Origin of the sequence: Bradyrhizobium sp. AZCC 1588, from assembly GCF_036924735.1 — a bacterium.
Classification (GTDB): domain Bacteria; phylum Pseudomonadota; class Alphaproteobacteria; order Rhizobiales; family Xanthobacteraceae; genus Bradyrhizobium.
Map to the genome: position 1 here is coordinate 477,712 of NZ_JAZHSC010000001.1, position 17,671 is coordinate 495,382.

Below are 17,671 nucleotides of genomic sequence, written 5' to 3' on the forward strand. Positions count from 1 at the left end.
CGCAGTTGCGCACCTGAGGTCTGGTCCTTCGGACCATCCCGGAATGACGAGCTCTCAAATTCGTCTTGCTTCGCGTAGCTATTCCGTACCACGCGGCATGCAAAACGGAATTGCTTCACTCCTTGCGCTTGCCACGATGTCCCGCTTAACGTCCCCCAACCAAAAACATTGGCTGAGGCACTATGACCCGCATCGCCGTTGGCGGCTTCCTGCACGAGACCAACACTTTCGCGCCGACCAAGGCGACCTATGCTGATTTTGTTCATGGCGGCGGTTGGCCGGCGATGGCGCATGGGCCCGATGTCCTCAAGGTCATGCGCAAGATCAATGTCGGCCTTGCCGGCTTCGTCGAGGCGGCCGAAGCCAATGGCTGGGAACTGGTCCCGACCATCTCCGCAGCCGCCAGCCCGTCGGCGCATGTCACAACCGATGCCTTCGAACGCGTCATGAAGGAGATGGTCGACGGCATCGCCAATGCCGGGCCGATCGATGCCGTCTATCTCGATCTGCACGGCGCCATGGTGACCGAACATTACGACGATGGCGAAGGCGAAATCCTCGCGCGCGTGCGCAAGGCGGTAGGCCCCGATCTGCCGCTGGTCGCAAGCCTCGATCTCCATGCCAATGTCTCGCCCGAGATGATCGCGCATGCCGATGCGCTGATCGCCTACCGCACCTATCCCCACGTCGACATGGCCGACACCGGCCGCGCCTGCGCCAAACACCTCGCGCTGCTGCTGAAGACCGGGCAGCGCCTTGCAAAAGCGTTCCGGCAACTGCCGTTCCTGATCCCGATCTCCTGGCAATGCACCAACGACCAGCCGACCAGGAGCATTTACGAGCAGCTCGCGGCGCTCCAAAGCGACGCCGTGCCGACGCTATCCTTTGCACCGGGCTTCCCGGCTGCGGATTTTCCCCATTGCGGGCCGAGCGTGTTCGCCTATGGCAGGACGCAGGCCGACGCGGACGCCGCCGCCGACAAGATCGTCGCGCTCGTCGAGGGCCATGAAGACGATTTCGACGGCTGCATCTATTCGCCCGATGACGGCGTGCGCCTCGCCATCGAGCTTGCGAAAACGGCCAAGAAGCCGATCATCATCGCCGACACCCAGGACAATCCCGGCGCCGGCGGCGATTCCGACACCACCGGCATGCTGCGCGCTCTTGTGCGCAACAACGCGTCCGGCGCCGCCACCGGCGTGATCTACGATCCGGAGTCGGCCAAGGCGGCGCATGCGGCCGGCGTCGGCGCCACCGTGACGCTGGCGCTCGGCGGCAAATCGGGCATCCCGGGCGATGCGCCATACAAGGAAACGTTCGTCGTCGAAAAATTGTCGGACGGAAAATTCGTGGCGCCAGGCCCCTATTACGGCGGCCGCGACATGGACATGGGCCCCTCGGCCTGCCTGCGCATCGGTGATGTCAGGGTCGTCGTGGGCTCCTACAAGGCGCAGCTCGCCGATCAAGCGATGTATCGCTATGTCGGCATCGAGCCGACCGAACAGAAAATCCTGGTCAACAAGAGCTCGGTGCATTTCCGTGCCGATTTCGAACCCATCGCCGAAAAGCTTTTGATCTGCGCGGCCCCAGGCGCGATGCCGGCCGATACCGCAGCGCTGCCCTGGACGCGGCTGCGTCCGGGCATCCGCCTCAAGCCGAACGGCCCCGCCTTTGCCCCATTCGCTCCCTCACGCTCAAAATCCTCAGTCACGGGATAACCAGACATGCCCATCATCGAACGCATCGGCGGCTATGCCGAGGAACTCACCGCCATCCGCCGCGATCTGCATGCCCATCCCGAGATCGGCTTCGAGGAAGTGCGCACCTCGGGCATCGTCGCCGAGAAGCTGAAGGGTTGGGGCATCGAGGTCCATCGCGGCCTCGGCGGCACCGGCGTGATCGGCGTGCTCAAGGGCAAGGGCGATGGCGGCAAGCGCATCGGGTTGCGCGCCGACATGGACGCGCTGCCGATGGAAGAGAATACCAACCTGAAATGGCGCTCGACCATTCCGGGCCGCTTTCACGGCTGCGGCCATGACGGTCATACCACCATACTGCTCGGCACCGCGCGCTATCTGGCCGAGACGAAGAATTTTGACGGCACTGTGCATTTCATCTTCCAGCCCGCCGAGGAAGGCCTCGGCGGCGCGCGCGCCATGATCAAGGATGGTCTGTTCGAAAAGTTTCCCTGCGACGAGGTCTATGGCCTGCACAACGCGCCGGATCTCAATCACGGCGAGATCGCGATCCTGCCCGGACCGGCGATGGCCGGCGCCGATTTCTTCGACATCACGATCCAGGGCTACGGCGCGCATGGCGCGATGCCGGAGCGCTCCAAGGATGCGGTGGTGATCGCGACCACGCTGGCGCAGGCCCTGCAGACTATCGTCAGCCGCAACGTCGATCCCTTGAAGGCTGCGGTGCTGTCGGTCACGCAGATCCATGCCGGCTCCGCCAACAACGTGATCCCCGGCGAGGCCAGGCTCGGCGGCACGGTGCGCGCCTTCGACGACGGCGTGCGCGCGCTGATCCGCGATCGCATGCGCAAGATCTGCGCCGGCGTTGCCGCGACGTTCGAGTGCGAGATCACGGTCGACATCCGCGACACGTTCAGCGTGCTCGTCAACGAGGAAGAACAATCCAGAGTGGTCGAAGCGGTGGCGAAGACCGTGGTCGATCCGTCCAGCGTGCTGACGCGCTCGGCGCCGAAGATGGGGAGCGAGGATTTCGCCGACATGATGCAGGTGGTGCCGGGCGCCTATTTCTGGATCGGCCACGACGGCTCGGTGCCCGTGCACAATCCCGGCTACGTCCTCGACGACAAGATCCTGCCGATCGGCGCCAGCATGTTCGCCCGCATCATCGAAACCCGTTTGCCGGTAGGTTAGCATGCATAAACCAGCCCCCGAGGAAGAGGTCACCTCGCTGCATGACCTCTCCGCCACCGACCTGATCGCCGGCTATCGCGCCAAGCAGTTCTCGCCCTCGGAAGTGCTGGAAGAAGTGATCGAGCATGTCGCGGCCTGGGAGCCGCACATCAAGGCGCTCTATCTGTTCGATCCCGACGGCGCGCGCGCGGTCGCGAAGGCGTCGAGTGACCGCTGGCAGAAGGGTGAACCTGTAAGCACGCTCGACGGCGTGCCGGTAACGATCAAGGACAATATCGCGACCAAAGGCCAGCCGATACCGCTGGGCGCGGCCAGCGTGAAGTTGGTACCGGCAGAAAAGGACGCGCCGCCCGCCGCACGGCTGCGCGAAGCCGGCGCGATCATCTTCTCCAAAACGACGATGCCGGACTACGGCATGCTGTCGTCAGGCCTCTCCAGCTTCCATCCCCTCACCCGCAACCCCTGGGATCTCAGCAAGAATCCCGGCGGGTCGTCTGCCGGCGCTGGCGCGGCGGGCGCGGCCGGCTACGGCCCGCTGCATCTGGGCACCGACATTGGCGGCTCGGTGCGGCTGCCGGCCTGTTGGTGCGGTCTCGTCGCGCTGAAGCCGAGCCTCGGGCGCGTTCCGATCGATCCACCCTACGTCGGCCGGGTCGCAGGTCCCATGACCCGCACCGTCGACGACGCCGCGCTGATGATGTGCGTGCTGGCGAAGCCGGACCGTCGCGACGGCATGAGTCTGCCGGCTGACAGCAGCATCCACTGGAAGACACTCGACAAGTCGCCGCGCAAGCTGCGCATCGGCCTGATGCTCGATGCCGGCACTGGCCAGCCGCTTGAGCAGGAAGTGCGTGACGTAGCAGTCAACGCCGCCAAGGCGTTCGAATCCGCCGGCGCGATCGTCACCGAAGTCAACGGCATCCTGACGCGCGAGATGGTCGACGGGCTCGATAATTTCTGGCGGGCCCGGTTGTGGGACGATCTCTCAAAGCTTTCGCCCGAGGAGCGCGGCAAGACACTGCCTTACATCCACAAATGGGCAGAAGCCGGCGCAAAGCTCTCCGGTGTCGACGTCGTCAGAGGTTTTAACGCCACCATGGCGATCCGCGCCGCGGCAGCAAAGCTATTCCACGAACTCGACTACGTGATCTCCCCGGTGTCGCCGGTGGTGAACTTCCCGGCCGAGTTCGCTGCTCCCATCAACGATCCCGACAGGCCGTTCGAGCACATCTGCTATACCGTGCCGTGGAATATGGCGGAAAACCCGGCGCTCTCGATCAATGGCGGATATGACGCCAAGGGATTTCCGATCGGCGTGCAGATCATCGGCCGCCGCTTCGACGATCTCGGCGTGCTCGGCATGGCCAAGGCGTTCGAGGGCCTGCGCGGTGCGCAGCGGCCGTGGCCGTCGCCGCCGGGCAAGTAACCACCGCCATGATTCCGCGATGGTCCGCAGAGCCAGGCCCGGAATGACGAGCTAGAAATTCCAATGAAAAGAACATACGGGAAGGAACACCCATGGCGTACGAGACCATCACGTACGAGGTCGACGATCAGATTCTCACCATCACGCTGAACCGGCCCGACAAGCTCAACGCCTTCAACGGCACGATGCAGCAGGAACTGATTGACGCGTTCGACGCCGCCGACAAGGACGACAATGTCCGCGCCATCATCGTGACCGGCGCGGGCCGCGGCTTCTGCGCCGGCGCCGATCTTTCTTCCGGCGCCAATACGTTCGACCGCGACGCGCGGCGTGGCCCGGTGACGCGGCTCGCGAGCGGCGCGGTCGATTACAGCGATCCCATGGTGCGCGATGGCGGCGGCCAGGTGACGCTGCGGATATTCAAGTGCCTGAAGCCGGTGATCGCGGCCGTGAACGGGCCAGCGGTCGGCATCGGCGTCACCATGCAGCTCGCGATGGACATTCGCATCGCCTCAGAGGCCGCGCGCTTCGGCTTCGTGTTCTCCCAACGCGGCATCGTGCCGGAGGCGGCCTCAAGCTGGTTCCTGCCGCGCATCGTCGGCATCTCGCAGGCCCTGGAATGGTGCTATTCGGGCCGCGTGTTCCCGGCGCAGGAAGCGCTCGCCGGCCGTCTCGTGAGCAAGGTGGTGCCGCCGGACGATCTATTGCCGACCGCACGCGCACTTGCCAAGGAATTCGCCGCCAAGACCGCGCCGGTCTCGGTGGCGCTGATCCGGCAGATGATGTGGCGGATGCTGGGCGCCGACGATCCGATGGAAGCCCACAAGGTCGACAGCCGCGGCATCTACGCCCGCGGCCGCTCGGAAGACGTCAAGGAAGGCGTGGTGTCGTTCTTGGAAAAGCGCCCGGCAGAGTTCAAGAACAAGGTGTCGAGCGACATGCCCGACTATTTCCCGTGGTGGACGGAGCGCGAATATAAGTGAGCGACCGGCCGGCTTCGGCAGACGCGACGCGAGACGGCGTCATCCTGCTGCATGGCATCAGCAGGACGGCGCGATCGTTTCGAAGAATGCAGACGGCAATCGAGGCTGCCGGGCTGACGGCGCTTAACCTGGATTATGCGAGCCGCCGAAGGGCGCTGGACGCGCTGGCGGAGGACATCCATCCTTCCATCCAGCGCTTTGCCGATGGCGTTGCCGGTTCCGTCCATTTCGTGTGCCATTCCATGGGTGGACTGCTGGCTCGCGTCTACATCGCCCGACACCGGCCGCCACGTCTGGGCCGCGTTGTAATGATCGGCACGCCGAACAGCGGCAGCGAGATCGCCGACCGCCTGAAGAATTTCGGACCCTACTGCGCCTTCTTCGGACCGGCAGGACAGCAACTCGGCACGCAGCGCGACGCCGCCATCGAAGCGCTGTTTCCGCCGGTCGATTATCCCGTCGGCATCATCGCCGGAAACCGCTCGATCTATCCGATCGCCTCGGCATTCTTGCCGAAGCCGCATGACGGACGGGTGTCGGTGGCGAATACCGCACTTGACGGCATGACAGGTCACATCGTGATCGGTGCGTCGCATCCCTGGCTGGTGCGAAATCGCGTTGCGATCGAGCAGACGATTGCGTTTGTTCGAACCGGCAGTTTTCGCGAGATTTAGCCGAGGCGCTCTACGCTAAGTCGGTCGGTCGGCGGCGGGCAAACTAACGTCGCACGTCGCTTTTTGATCCATGTTCGTTGAGCATGGAGCCGCGCTCCCGTCCCGCTGCAATTGCGACATCGCGCTGCGATATTGTCATCCAATTCAACTACCCGGACCGATATCGATGCGCTTTCGCCTGCGGATGCTCATTTTGGCACCCCTCGTCCTCGCCGGCTGTGCCGATCGGGAGGCCGAATGGGCACGGCGAGGCCGGGAAAGCCTCGTTGGTCTCGACCAATCAGCGATCCGCATGTGTGCCGGTCTGCCCACGGGCACGACAAAGGATGGCCGTGGCGAAATCTGGATGTATGAGCACGCGACCAGTCCTCCCGGCGGGGTACTGCCTCCCACTGTCACAATCCCGCCCGGGCTGAACATCGGCGGCCAGCCTCCAACAGGCTACTGTCGCGTTCAGCTCCGCTTCGTCGCAGGAAAGGTCGCGCAAGTACAGTATGCCGGTGCGACCGATATCGGCAACGCGCAGGATGCAGCCTGCGGTCAGATCGTACGGACGTGCCTGCGATATGCCGAAGCGCGGTGAGGAAACCTCCGTTGTCATCCCATCGTCAGCGCCACCCTGCCGATCGCCTTGCGGTCGATCAACAGCCGCATCGCTTTCGCATACTCCTCCAGCGGCAGCCGATGCGAGACGTTGGGGCGGATTTTTCCCGCCTCTGCCCATTCCGTCAGCGCCTTGATCCTGATCTCGCCAAGCGCAGGATTGCGCCGCACGGCTTCGCCGGCACGGATGCCGAGCACACTCGCGCCCTTGATCATCAACAGATTGGTCTTGGCAAGCCCGATGCCGCCGGTGAAGCCTATGACCAACAGCCGCGCGCCCCAGTTGATGCAGCGCATCGAGTTCTCGAATACCTCGCCGCCGACGGGATCGAACACCACGTCGGCGCCCTGCCCGTCGGTGATGCGCTTGACGGCATCGCGGAACGGCTCCTGGTCGTAGCGCACGAGATGATCGGCGCCCCTCGCCTTGGCGATCGCGAGTTTCTCGTCGCTTGACGCGGTCGCAATCACGGTGGCGCCGAGCATCTTGCCGATTTCGACGGCGGCAAGGCCAACGCCGCCGCCGGCGCCGTGCACCAGCAGTACTTCGCCCGGTTGAAGCTGGCCGCGGTCGATCAGCGCGTGATAGGCCGTGCCGTGGCCGGCCAGGAACGTCGCGCCTTCGGCGTAGTCGAACGTCGATGGCAGCGGCACGAGCTGCGAGGGTGTGGCAATCGCTTCATCGGAATAAGCACCGTGCCGCATCTTCACGATCACCCTGTCGCCCACTGCAACGCCTTCGGCGTCATTGATCTCGACGATATCGCCCGCGGCTTCGACGCCCGGCGTGAACGGCAGTGGCGGCTTGAGCTGATACTCGCCCGCGGCCATCAGGATATCAGGGAAATTGATCCCGGCGGCACGAATGGCCACGCGCACCTGCCCGAGTGCCAGCGGCGCGGAGGCAAATGTTTCCAGGCGCAAGCTCTCTGGCGGGCCGAGCTCGCGGCAGACGACGGCCTTCGGCATCAGGCGGCCCGCGCTTTCAGGCGCAGCAGCGCCTCGCGGATCAGCGGCATCCGGTCATTGCCGAAATACATGTCGGTCTTGCCAACGAAGATCGTCGGCGAACCGAATCCGCCGCGCGCCATCACCTCGTCCGTGTTGGCCTTGAGCTGATCCTTGATCGCCTGCTGGCCGATGCCATCGAAAAATTTGACGGGATCGACGCCGAGGCTCTCGCAGATCTCCGTCAGCACCGAATCCTTTGAGATGTCCTTGTCGTCACCCCAATAGGCCTCGAACACGGCGCGCGCGAACGGCACCATGCGTTCGCCAGATTCCTGTGCAACCCAGATGCAGCCGCGCATCGCCTTGACGCTATTCACCGGAAACACCGTCGGCGGCATCTTGATCGCAAGCCCCGCGGAGCGCGCCCAGTCGGCGAGGTCCTTTCTTCATGTAGCGCGCCTTCAAGGGCACCGGCGTCTCGCGCTGCGCATAGACGCTCGGGTTGACGGTGTTGAAGATGCCGCCGACCAGGATCGGCCGCCAGGTGATCTCGACGCTGAGCTCCCTGGCGAACGGCTGGATGTTATGAAAGGCGAGATAGGTCCAGGGGCTGGAGCAATCGAAGAAGAATTCGAGCATGGGGTTTCCTTTTGTTGGCTCTCGAGCCTCATCCTGGGGAGCGCGGAACGCGCGTCTCGAAGGATGAGGGCACTGGAGGGGCCTCTCCTCCGCGGCGGCTGCCTTGCGGCCTACCGAAAGCCCCAGTTCCTCTCCAGTATGATCGAGATTTTCCAGGCAATGGCGACTTTTGTTGTTCTGTACCTTGACCATAAGACATGGCAGACAGACGCTCAATCAGAACCGACGGGAGGCTCCCATGCTGTTTCCAACCACGATCGCAGGCTCCTTGCCGAAGCCGGAATGGCTGGCCGAGCCCAATACGCTGTGGGCACCCTGGAAATCAAAGGGTGACGAGCTCGCCCGCGCCAAGCGCGACGCCACCATGCTGGCGGTGAAGCTGCAGGAGGATGCCGGCGTCGATATTGTCACCGAAGGCGAGCAGGCCCGCCAGCACTTCGTCCACGGTTTTCTGGAGAAGGTCGAGGGCATCGACTTCGCCCACAAGGTCGAGATGGGCATCCGCAAGGACCGCTACAAGGCGATGGTGCCGCAGGTGACAGCACCGCTGACGCTCAAGGGGCGCGTCCATGCGGACGAGGCGCGCGTCGCCCGCACCCATACCACGCGCAAACTGAAATTCACCCTGCCCGGCCCGATGACTATCGCCGACACCGTGGCCGACCGGTATTACGGCGACAAGGTCAAGATGGCGTTCGCCTTTGCCGAACTGCTCAACAACGAGGCCAAGGCGTTGCAGGCGGATGGCGTCGACGTGATCCAGTTTGACGAGCCCGCCTTCAACGTCTTCATGGACGAGGTCTCCGACTGGGGCATAACGGCGCTGGAGCGCGCGGCCGAAGGCCTGACCTGCACCACCGCCGTTCACATCTGCTACGGCTATGGCATCAAGGCCAACACCGACTGGAAAGAAACGCTGGGCAGCGAGTGGCGGCAGTATGAGGATATTTTCCCGGCGATCGCCAAGAGCCCGATCCAGCAGGTCGCGATCGAGTGCCGCAATTCAAAGGTGCCGCTGGATCTGCTGGCGCTGCTGCCCGGCAAGGTCATCCAGGCCGGCGTGATCGACGTCGCCAGCGACACGGTGGAGACGGCCGAGGATGTCGTCAAGGTGATCGAGGCGGTCGCGAAATTCGTGCCGCTTAGCAACATCGTCGCGACCACCAATTGCGGCATGGCACCGATGCGGCGGGATATTGCAGAGGCGAAGCTCGCGGCGCTCGGCGCGGGTGCGAAGCTGGCGAGGGAGAAGTTGGGCTAGCTCCGTCATTGCGAGCGAAGCAATCCGTTATGCCGTAAGCCGGATTGTGCCGCATGGCCGGGTTTGGTGGCTGTCACACCCGCTTTCGGCCATGCGGCAGTTCGGAATAATCCCAGCCATCGGGAAACGACGCAGTTTGGTGGAAAGCGGACTTTCAAATGCGCTGGACTTGCCGAGCCGCCCGGTGCACCAGAGGCCCTGAGATCGAATTGGAAGCCGAGGTGGCATGCAACTGTTGCTGATTACTGGGCCCGCCGGCGTAGGTAAATCGACGTTGAGCTGGGAAATGAGTGCCCAACTCGCCGCGGCTCAAGTCGCGCATGCAGTTATCGAGACCGATGAACTCGATAGGGTGTTCCCGCGCCCCAATACAAACGAGCTTGATAGAATTCAGCCCGGCACGATTGACGTCAGCAGCATCAACCTGGCTGCGATCTGGTCGACATACCGAGCCTTGGGGCACACGCGCCTGATCATGTCAGGAGTCATGATGCACCCGAATTTTGACAAACGATGGATACTTTCTGCCATACCCGAAGCGCGGATTACGGTAGTCCGTATGTTGGCTGCCGAGCCTACACTGTTGGCACGACTGGCGCAGCGCGAGATCGGTTCTGGGGCAGACGAACAGGCACAGCGCTCGCTTCAGCAAGCAAGGCGCATGGCGAGCGAAGATGCCGAAGGCATTATCGTTCTGCCTACGGACGGCAAAAGACCTGCGGAACTGGCAGAGATCATTCTTCAGAACACTGGCTGGCTCAATATGGGCGGGCAGCAAAAAGATTAAGTCTACCAACGAGACGACCGATAGTCTGCTTGAGGTCGGAAGCTGCCGCAACGCTGGTCAAAAGTTGTGGCTCTGGCGTGAAATCTTAGCTAATCGCGCTCGGATGCAGTACTGGCTGATATCCGGCACTGAGCGCACGCAGCGTTGACGGCGGCGTCAACAGCAATGCGTCATCGAGCGCATCGACCGCCTCGCGATATCCTGCCATCGACCATTGCAGCGCCCTGCCTTGCAGGATCAGAAAACTGTCTTCGCCCCGCTGCACCATCGCGCCGTCAGGCAACTGCTTGACCGGCACCGGCGGCGGATGCAGCCGCTTCTTGCCGCGCTCCAGTCGCTCACCATGCAGCACTGCATCCATCTCCCGCGCCCGAATGTTCTTCGCACCATTGCCCGCTTCCCAGCAGCTACGGAAGCGGTTGGCATCGTCACGCCGGCAGAAGAAGCATGGGCGGTGCCCGGCTGCGAACGCGGTCGCCTCGTCGAGAAAGAACAGCTCGGTCCAGCTCCGCCGGCCCATCACGGGCCGCCGCCAACCTCTGAACTCGCAGACGCAGGTAATCCAGGCCGGGCTCGACCAGCGCTTCTTCAATAGCGTCTTGGTTGCGGGGTCGTGGATGATGCCGCGGTTACCGGTGAACATACCGCGATGCGGGGTGGCGATGATTTCGCCGGTGGGGGTGATGCGGTTTTGCAGGGGCATCTGTGGCTACCGTCATTCCGGGGCGATGCGCAGCGTCGAACCCGGAATCTCGAGATTCCGGGTTCGCCTCTTCGAGGCGCCCCGGAATGACGAACACCTCACGGACGGATCGGCGGCTGGAACGACAGCGCGGTGTCCCATGGAAAATGGATCCAGGTATCCTGCGATACTTCGGTGATGAAAGTATCGACCAGCGGCTTGCCTTTCGGCTTGGCGTAGACGGTGGCGAAATGTGCATCGGGGAGCAACTGGCGCACCAGGCGGCCGGTGGTGCCGGTATCGACGAGGTCGTCGACGATCAACAGCCCCTTGCCGGTGCCGCCGCCAAGTTTGGCGACATCGGGCGAAACGCCCTTGAGCACCTGCAGATCGCCCTGCTTGTCGTGGTCGTAGCTCGCCACACAGACCGTATCGATCACACGCAAGCCCAGCTCACGGGCCACGATCGCAGCCGGCACCAGGCCGCCGCGGGTGATCGCGATCACGGCGTGAAACGGCCCGACCTCATTGAGCCGCCAGGTCAGCGCCCGGCAATCCCGGTGAAACTGGTCCCAGGACACCGGAAAGGGCCGGCCGGCTTTCGCCTCGGCGCTCGGTTCGTAATTGTTGTCTGCCACGCTGCTTCGCCTTGTCGCTTCGTCTTGTTCTGGGCCTGTCTGCTACCGGGTGGTGACGTTCAATGCCGCCAGCATCTCCTTCACCGCGGTCATCGCGGCGTTGAGCTTGTCGGGATCGCGCGAGCGAACGACGAGGTTGGTGTTCGGCTTCTTGTCCTCGTCCATGAACGGATAGCTGCCGATGATGGTGTCGGGATGGGCGATGGCAATCTCCCGCAACGGCCCGCCGATGTCGCCTTCGCGCGCATTGGCGCGGACCGAGTCCGATAGCATCCGCACGCCTGATTTCAGCTTGGGCGCGACGATGTCCATCATCGCCTGCATGATCGAGGGGATGCCGGCCATGACGATTACATTGCCGAGCTTGAATCCGGGCGCCAGGATGGTCGCGCTCTGGATCAGTTCGGCGCCGTCGGGCACACGCGCCATGCGCAGCCGCGCCTCGTTCAGATCCTGCTCGCTCCAGCGCTCGCGGAAGCGCGCCACCACCTCCGGATGATGACCGATCCCGACCCCGAAGGCCTTGGCGACGCTGTCGGCGGTGATGTCGTCATGGGTCGGGCCGATACCGCCGGTGGTGAAGACATAGGTGTAGCGATTCCGCAGTGCATTAAGGGCATCGACAATGTCGGTCTCGTCGTCGGCGACGATGCGGACCTCCTTGAGGTCGATCCCGATATTGGTCAGGTACTCGGCGATGAAGCCGATGTTCTTGTCCTTGGTACGGCCGGACAAGATCTCATCGCCGATGACCAGAATACCCGCCGTGACGATCTCGCTCATGACTTCTCCCACCTGCCCCGTACTTTGCGCAAGCAACGCATTGAAGTCACGGGGGTTTGCTGCCGAAATAAGCACCCGGCAGCCCTTTTTTAGGGCAGCGTGGCCGGCTACCCACACGAAATGCCGCAAGCCAATGCATATCGCGCTGGCCCGAGCCTTGCTACCATCCCGTGAACTCATGCACCGTGCCGCATGGCTTCGAGAGATAGTCAGGATTTATGGCAGTTGCCTTCGATGAAATGAACGGGCCCGGCGGCGACCTCCGCCCGGCCTATCGGGAGCTCTCCCGCTGGCTGAAGGAGACGCCTCCGGATGCCCTGGAATATCGCCGTCAGGAGGCGGAACTGTTGTTCCGCCGGATCGGCATCACCTTCGCCGTTTATGGCGACGCCGAGGCGCAGGAGCGGCTGATCCCCTTCGACGTGATCCCGCGAATCATGTCGGCGAAGGAATGGGCCGTTTTGGAGAAGGGCCTGAAGCAGCGGGTGCGCGCGCTCAACATGTTCCTGCGTGACATCTATCACGGCCGCGACATCCTGCGCGCCAACATCATTCCCGACGACCTGATTTTCCAAAACCCGGTCTTCCGCCCCGAGATGAACGGCCAGAGCGTGCCGCACGACGTCTACGTCCACATCGCCGGGATCGACATCGTCCGGGTCGACGCCGACAATTTCATCGTGCTGGAGGACAATGCGCGGACGCCGTCCGGCGTGTCCTACATGCTGGAAAACCGCGAAATCATGATGCGGCTGTTTCCGGACCTGTTCGCCCGCCACCGCGTAGCACCTGTGGAGCGATACCCGGACGAATTGCTGTCGGCGCTGCGCTCGGTGGCGCCGCTCTCCGCCTCGGCCGAGCCGACGGTCGCGCTGATGACGCCGGGCGTCTACAATTCCGCCTATTACGAACACTCTTTCCTTGCCGACAAGCTCGGCATCGAGCTGGTCGAGGGCCGCGACCTCATCGTCAAGAACGACGAGGTGTTCATGCGCACCACCGAGGGGCTGAAACGCGTCGACGTGATCTACCGTCGCGTCGACGACGATTTCCTCGACCCCCTCACCTTCCGCCCGGATTCGGCGCTCGGCGTGCCCGGGCTGATGTCGGCCTATGCGGCCGGCAATATCACGCTGGCGAACGCGGTCGGCACAGGGATTGCCGACGATAAGGCGATCTATTCCTATATGCCGGATGTCGTAAAGTTCTATCTCGGCGAAGAACCGATCCTGAAGAACGTGCCGACGTGGCGCTGCCGCGAGCCGAAGGACCTGTCCTATGTGCTCGACAATCTAAGCGACCTAGTAGTGAAGGAAGTCCACGGCTCCGGCGGCTACGGCATGCTGATCGGCCCGGCCGCGACGAAGGCGACGATCGAGGCGTTCCGCGACAAGCTCAAGCGCGAGCCGGAGGGTTTTATCGCCCAGCCGACGCTGGCGCTCTCGACCTGCCCTACCTGTACCGCCTCCGGCCTCGCCCCGCGCCATGTCGATTTGCGCCCGTTCGTGCTGACCGGCAGCAAGCACGTCACCATCGTGCCGGGCGGACTGACGCGGGTGGCGCTGAAGGAAGGCTCCTTGGTGGTCAATTCCAGCCAGGGCGGCGGCACCAAGGACACCTGGATACTGGACGAATAGAGGGCGAATTTTTCGTATGCTGTCGCGCACTGCCGAAAACCTGTACTGGCTGGCCCGCTATGTCGAGCGCGCCGAATATATCGCGCGCACCATCGATGCGACCTTGCGAGTCACAGCACTTCCCGCCGCCTATATCGGCAAGACCAATGAGTGGGAATCGGCGCTGCTGACGGCTGGGGTCAGCGCAAGCTTCTACGAGGCCTATGCGGAAGCCACCGAGCAGAACGTCGTCGAATATCTGGCGTTCTCGCCTTCCAATCCCTCCTCGATCAAGAACTGCATCGAGGCCGCCCGGCTCAACTCGCGCTCGGTGCGCACCGCGCTGACATCCGAGATGTGGGACACCATCAACTCGGCCTGGATCGAATTGCAGGAGATCTGGGGCAAGGGCACGTCGAGCCGCGAGGAACTGGCGCGGTTTCTCCGCTTCGTGCAGGAGACCTCGCTGCGGTTCGACGGCTCGGCCTACCGGACCATGCTGCGCAACGACGCCTACTGGTTCTCGCGGCTCGGGCTGCACCTGGAGCGCGCCGACAACACCGCGCGCATTCTCGACGTGAAGTATCACGTGCTGCTGCCCGAGGAGGAGCACGTCGGCGGCCCCCTGGACTACTACCAGTGGACCTCGATCCTGCGCTCGGTCTCCGCGCTGACCGCCTATCACTGGGTCTATCGCGAGACCCTAAAGCCGTGGCTGATCGCCGACCTCCTGATCCTCAACGACACGCTGCCACGCTCGCTGGCGAGCTGCTACAGCAACCTCGTCCGCAATCTCGACCAGATCGGCGTCGCCTACGGTCGCCAGGGCGCCGCCCAGCGCCACGCCCGCGGCGTCCGCAACCGGCTTGAACACAGCCACATGGACGATATCTTCCAGCACGGCGTCCATGAGTTCATCCAGGAATTCATCGCGGACAATTCGCGGCTCGGTGAGATCATCACCAGGCAGTATTTGATTTGAGATGCTCGGTCATTCCGGGATGGTCCGAAGGACCAGACCCGGAATCTCGAGATTCCGGGTTCGCTTCGCGCCCCGGAATGACAACAGAAAATAGCGGTCCACCATGCGCCTGCGAATTGCCCATTCCACCAGCTATCGCTACGAGCCCCCGGCCTCCGGCGTGATCCAGATCCTGCGCATGACGCCCGGCAGCCATGACGGGCAATACGTCGCCGAATGGCAGATCGATGTCTCGACCGACTCTCGCCTCGACATGCACCAGGATGCATTCGGCAACGTCACGCATGTGCTCACCCACGGGCCGATCGCCGACCTCACCATCCATGTCGAGGGCCTGATCGAGACCCATGACACGGGCGGCGTGCTGCGCGGCACCGACGAGCGCTTTCCGCCGAGCCTGTTCCTGCGCCAAACCGCGCTGACCGAAGTCAATCCGGCGATGGCGATCTTTGCCCGCGAGCTACGGTCGGAGTCCGATGGCGACGTGCTCGGTTTCCTGCATGCGCTGATGGTGCAGATCAACGAGCACATGACATTCGACGAGGACCCGACCAATTCAGGCACCTCGGCGGCGGAAGCCTTCGCGCTCAAGCGCGGCGTCTGCCAGGACTATGCGCACATCTTCATCGCCTGCGCCCGCTCCGGCGGCGTGCCAGCGCGTTTCGTCTCCGGCCACTTCCTGCGCTCCGACGGCATGCTTCACCAGCAGGCGGGCCACGCCTGGGCGGAAGCCTACGTGCCCGATCTCGGCTGGGTCGGCTTCGATGCCGCCAACGGCATCTGCACCACCGACGCCCACGCCCGCGTCGCGATCGGGCTCGACTATCTCGGCGCAGCTCCCGTGCGCGGCACCCGCTACGGCGGCGGCACGGAAACGCTGACGGTTGCGGTCAAGGTCGAACAGGCCGGCCGGCCCGGCCAGTGGCAGAGTCAGTCGCAGTCGTAGGCCTCCCCACGTCGTCATTCCGGGGCGCGCGGAGCGCGAGCCCGGAATCCATCGCGACATCAACTCCGCGGCTAAATGGATTCCGGGCCTGCGCCTGACGGCGCATCCCGGAATGACGGTCACTTATCCAGCCATACCTCCTCGAACCGCAGGTTGTTGTACTGGCTGTTGGCGTGCGGCCGAAAGTTCTTCACGTAAGGCTGCCAGCAATTGCCGGCCGAGGAGTGCAGGATGATCGGCCGCGCGGCGTCCTCGACCAATAGCCGCTCGATATCCCAGACGAGCTTCCTGCGCTTTTCCTTGTCGAGCTCGCGCGATTGCTCCGCCAATAACTTGTCGACCTCGGCGTTGCAGTACTGGGTATAGTTGCGCTCCGATTTGCAGGAATAGTTCTCGACGATGTTGCCGTCGGGATCGTCGACGCTGACGCCGGTGACGTTCAGCCCGATCGTGTAATCCTTCTTCGCCAGCCGCGCGTACCAGCGCGGCGTGTCGAGAATATCGAGCTCGCCTGTAATGTAGATCTTCTTCAACTGGTCGATCAGGATCACGGCGGGATCGCGGTAGGTCGGCAGGTTCCTCGTCTGGATCTTGATCTGCAGCGGTTTGGCGTCGCTATAGCCGAGCTTCTGCATGATCGCCTGCGCCTCGGCGATGTTCTTCTCGGTATCTGGGCCGTAGCCGGTCAGCGAGGAGACCATGTCCGGCGGCATGCCCCACTCGCCCTCGGGCTTGGCCAGCATCGCCCCGCCCATTCGCGCCAAGCCTTCCATCAGGATGGTGTTGAACGGCTTGCGGTCGAGCGTCAGCGACATTGCCCTTCGGATATCCGGGCTGTCGAACGGCGGATTGGCCCGATTGACCATCAGGTTGATCTGCGTTCCCGTGGCGGTCATTTCGCAGATCGCATGCGGCGCGCGCGCTTTCACGTCCTTCATCAGGGGAACACTGACGTCGGAAGGAAAGGTGATGTCGTAATCGCCGGTGGCAAAGGCCAGCATCCGCGTCGCGCGGCTGTCGATCATCCGGAACGTGATTTCGTCGAGATACGGACGATCCGTCTTCCAGTAGTCGGGATTGCGCACGAGGCGAACCTGTTCGCCGCGCCTGAACTCAACGAATTTGAACGGCCCGGTGCCGACTGGCTTGGTGCGCATCACCTGCTGCGGTACATGGCAGGGATAGACCGGCGAAAACGCACTCGCCAGCAGCACCGGCAAGCTCGGCTGCGGCTCGCTCAACTCGAAGGTCGCCTCATAATCGCCGTTGATCGAGACGTCCTGCAGCTTGGTGTACCAGACCTTACGCGGGTTGCGCTTGAAGTCCTGGGTCTCGGCCTTGCCGATCAGCATCCGCCAGGTGCATTGCACGTCCTTGGCCGTGAACGGCTGGCCGTCGTGCCATTTCACGCCCTGCCGCAGTTTGAACGTCAATTTCGTATTGCTGGAATCCCACGACCAGCTTTCGGCGAGATCCGGAATGACCGTATCGATGCTTTCGTGGACCTTGGCGGGGTCAAACACCACGAGGTTGTTGAAGACGGCGGCGAACGGCGTCACCGAGGCGATGGTCGCTTCCTCGTGCAGCGAGGTCGAGGGCGGATTGTCGTTGTGATAGAGCCGAAGCGTGCCGCCCTTTTTCTGCGCTGCGGCGGGAACCGCCGTGAGCAATGCGATGCAAAGCGTCGTCACAGAGATGGAGAGTTCGCCTGACAGCCGGCTGGCACGCATGATGGCCTCCCAATGCTTTTTGTTCTTGTGGGAGAGCCAGCGTGCCGGAGGCCGCGGACATAATCAATATTCGCAGGCTCGA

General features: G+C 63.3%; 16 protein-coding genes and 1 pseudogene. 11 read left to right on the forward strand and 6 right to left on the reverse strand.

The window, feature by feature from the left end:
* Positions 1 to 182: 182 nt before the first annotated feature.
* The 6 genes from V1277_RS02310 to V1277_RS02335 all read left to right on the forward strand — a co-directional run bounded on the left by V1277_RS02310 (position 183) and on the right by V1277_RS02335 (position 6,554).
* The gene (locus V1277_RS02310) at positions 183 to 1,718 is read left to right on the forward strand and encodes a M81 family metallopeptidase (protein WP_334414845.1); all 1,536 of its coding nucleotides are present in this window, start codon (positions 183 to 185) and stop codon (positions 1,716 to 1,718) included.
* A gap of 6 nt (positions 1,719 to 1,724) precedes the next feature.
* Positions 1,725 to 2,888 (forward strand): M20 aminoacylase family protein, encoded by a 1,164-nt coding sequence (locus V1277_RS02315; protein WP_334374438.1) that lies wholly within the window; start codon positions 1,725 to 1,727, stop codon positions 2,886 to 2,888.
* Position 2,889: 1 nt separating this feature from the next.
* Positions 2,890 to 4,314, forward strand: coding sequence for an amidase (locus tag V1277_RS02320; RefSeq protein ID WP_334414846.1), 1,425 nt, complete (start codon positions 2,890 to 2,892; stop codon positions 4,312 to 4,314).
* Between the two features lie 92 nt (positions 4,315 to 4,406).
* Positions 4,407 to 5,297, forward strand: coding sequence for a crotonase/enoyl-CoA hydratase family protein (locus V1277_RS02325; protein WP_334374436.1), 891 nt, complete (start codon positions 4,407 to 4,409; stop codon positions 5,295 to 5,297).
* Entirely contained in the window at positions 5,294 to 5,971 is a 678-nt protein-coding gene (locus V1277_RS02330; RefSeq protein WP_334414847.1) for an esterase/lipase family protein, read from the forward strand. Before V1277_RS02325 ends, V1277_RS02330 begins: the two co-directional genes overlap by 4 nt.
* A gap of 166 nt (positions 5,972 to 6,137) precedes the next feature.
* The gene (locus tag V1277_RS02335; RefSeq protein ID WP_334374433.1) at positions 6,138 to 6,554 is read left to right on the forward strand and encodes a hypothetical protein; all 417 of its coding nucleotides are present in this window, start codon (positions 6,138 to 6,140) and stop codon (positions 6,552 to 6,554) included.
* 14 nt (positions 6,555 to 6,568) lie between these two features.
* On the opposite strand, the gene V1277_RS02340 is transcribed toward V1277_RS02335, so the two are convergent.
* Together V1277_RS02340 and V1277_RS02345 are read right to left on the reverse strand one after the other, a co-directional pair.
* Positions 6,569 to 7,543 carry an NADPH:quinone oxidoreductase family protein gene (locus V1277_RS02340; protein WP_334414848.1) on the reverse strand — a complete coding sequence of 325 codons (975 nt, stop codon included), beginning with the start codon at positions 7,541 to 7,543 and terminating at the stop codon, positions 6,569 to 6,571.
* Positions 7,543 to 8,164, reverse strand: a pseudogene (locus V1277_RS02345) (2-hydroxychromene-2-carboxylate isomerase). The gene V1277_RS02340 and the pseudogene V1277_RS02345 overlap by 1 nt, the downstream one beginning before the upstream one ends.
* Before the next feature lie 238 nt (positions 8,165 to 8,402).
* Between V1277_RS02345 and V1277_RS02350 the strand changes: the two are divergent.
* Together V1277_RS02350 and V1277_RS02355 are read left to right on the forward strand one after the other, a co-directional pair.
* Positions 8,403 to 9,425: a methionine synthase gene (locus V1277_RS02350; protein WP_334414849.1), complete on the forward strand. Its 1,023-nt coding sequence runs from the start codon at positions 8,403 to 8,405 to the stop codon at positions 9,423 to 9,425.
* A 226-nt stretch (positions 9,426 to 9,651) separates the two neighbouring features.
* The gene (locus V1277_RS02355) at positions 9,652 to 10,212 is read left to right on the forward strand and encodes an AAA family ATPase (RefSeq protein WP_334414850.1); all 561 of its coding nucleotides are present in this window, start codon (positions 9,652 to 9,654) and stop codon (positions 10,210 to 10,212) included.
* 85 nt (positions 10,213 to 10,297) lie between these two features.
* On the opposite strand, the gene V1277_RS02360 is transcribed toward V1277_RS02355, so the two are convergent.
* From V1277_RS02360 to V1277_RS02370, 3 genes are all read right to left on the reverse strand, one after another.
* A complete protein-coding gene (locus V1277_RS02360) occupies positions 10,298 to 10,915 on the reverse strand; it encodes a hypothetical protein (RefSeq protein WP_334414851.1) in 618 nt (205 codons plus the stop codon).
* A gap of 98 nt (positions 10,916 to 11,013) precedes the next feature.
* On the reverse strand, positions 11,014 to 11,532 hold the full coding sequence (gene gpt / locus V1277_RS02365; protein WP_334414852.1) for a xanthine phosphoribosyltransferase: 519 nt from the start codon (positions 11,530 to 11,532) through the stop codon (positions 11,014 to 11,016).
* Positions 11,533 to 11,574: 42 nt separating this feature from the next.
* A complete protein-coding gene (locus V1277_RS02370; protein ID WP_334414853.1) occupies positions 11,575 to 12,315 on the reverse strand; it encodes a competence/damage-inducible protein A in 741 nt (246 codons plus the stop codon).
* 218 nt (positions 12,316 to 12,533) lie between these two features.
* Here V1277_RS02370 and V1277_RS02375 point away from each other — a divergent pair, with 218 nt between their 5' ends.
* From V1277_RS02375 to V1277_RS02385, 3 genes are all read left to right on the forward strand, one after another.
* Positions 12,534 to 13,952 carry a circularly permuted type 2 ATP-grasp protein gene (locus tag V1277_RS02375; protein ID WP_334414854.1) on the forward strand — a complete coding sequence of 473 codons (1,419 nt, stop codon included), beginning with the start codon at positions 12,534 to 12,536 and terminating at the stop codon, positions 13,950 to 13,952.
* Between the two features lie 16 nt (positions 13,953 to 13,968).
* Positions 13,969 to 14,913 (forward strand): alpha-E domain-containing protein, encoded by a 945-nt coding sequence (locus V1277_RS02380; protein WP_334414855.1) that lies wholly within the window; start codon positions 13,969 to 13,971, stop codon positions 14,911 to 14,913.
* Between the two features lie 103 nt (positions 14,914 to 15,016).
* Positions 15,017 to 15,859, forward strand: a complete 843-nt coding sequence (locus V1277_RS02385; protein ID WP_334414856.1) for a transglutaminase family protein — start codon at positions 15,017 to 15,019, stop codon at positions 15,857 to 15,859.
* Positions 15,860 to 15,978: 119 nt separating this feature from the next.
* On the opposite strand, the gene V1277_RS02390 is transcribed toward V1277_RS02385, so the two are convergent.
* On the reverse strand, positions 15,979 to 17,589 hold the full coding sequence (locus tag V1277_RS02390) for an ABC transporter substrate-binding protein (RefSeq protein WP_334414857.1): 1,611 nt from the start codon (positions 17,587 to 17,589) through the stop codon (positions 15,979 to 15,981).
* Positions 17,590 to 17,671 lie beyond the last annotated feature (82 nt).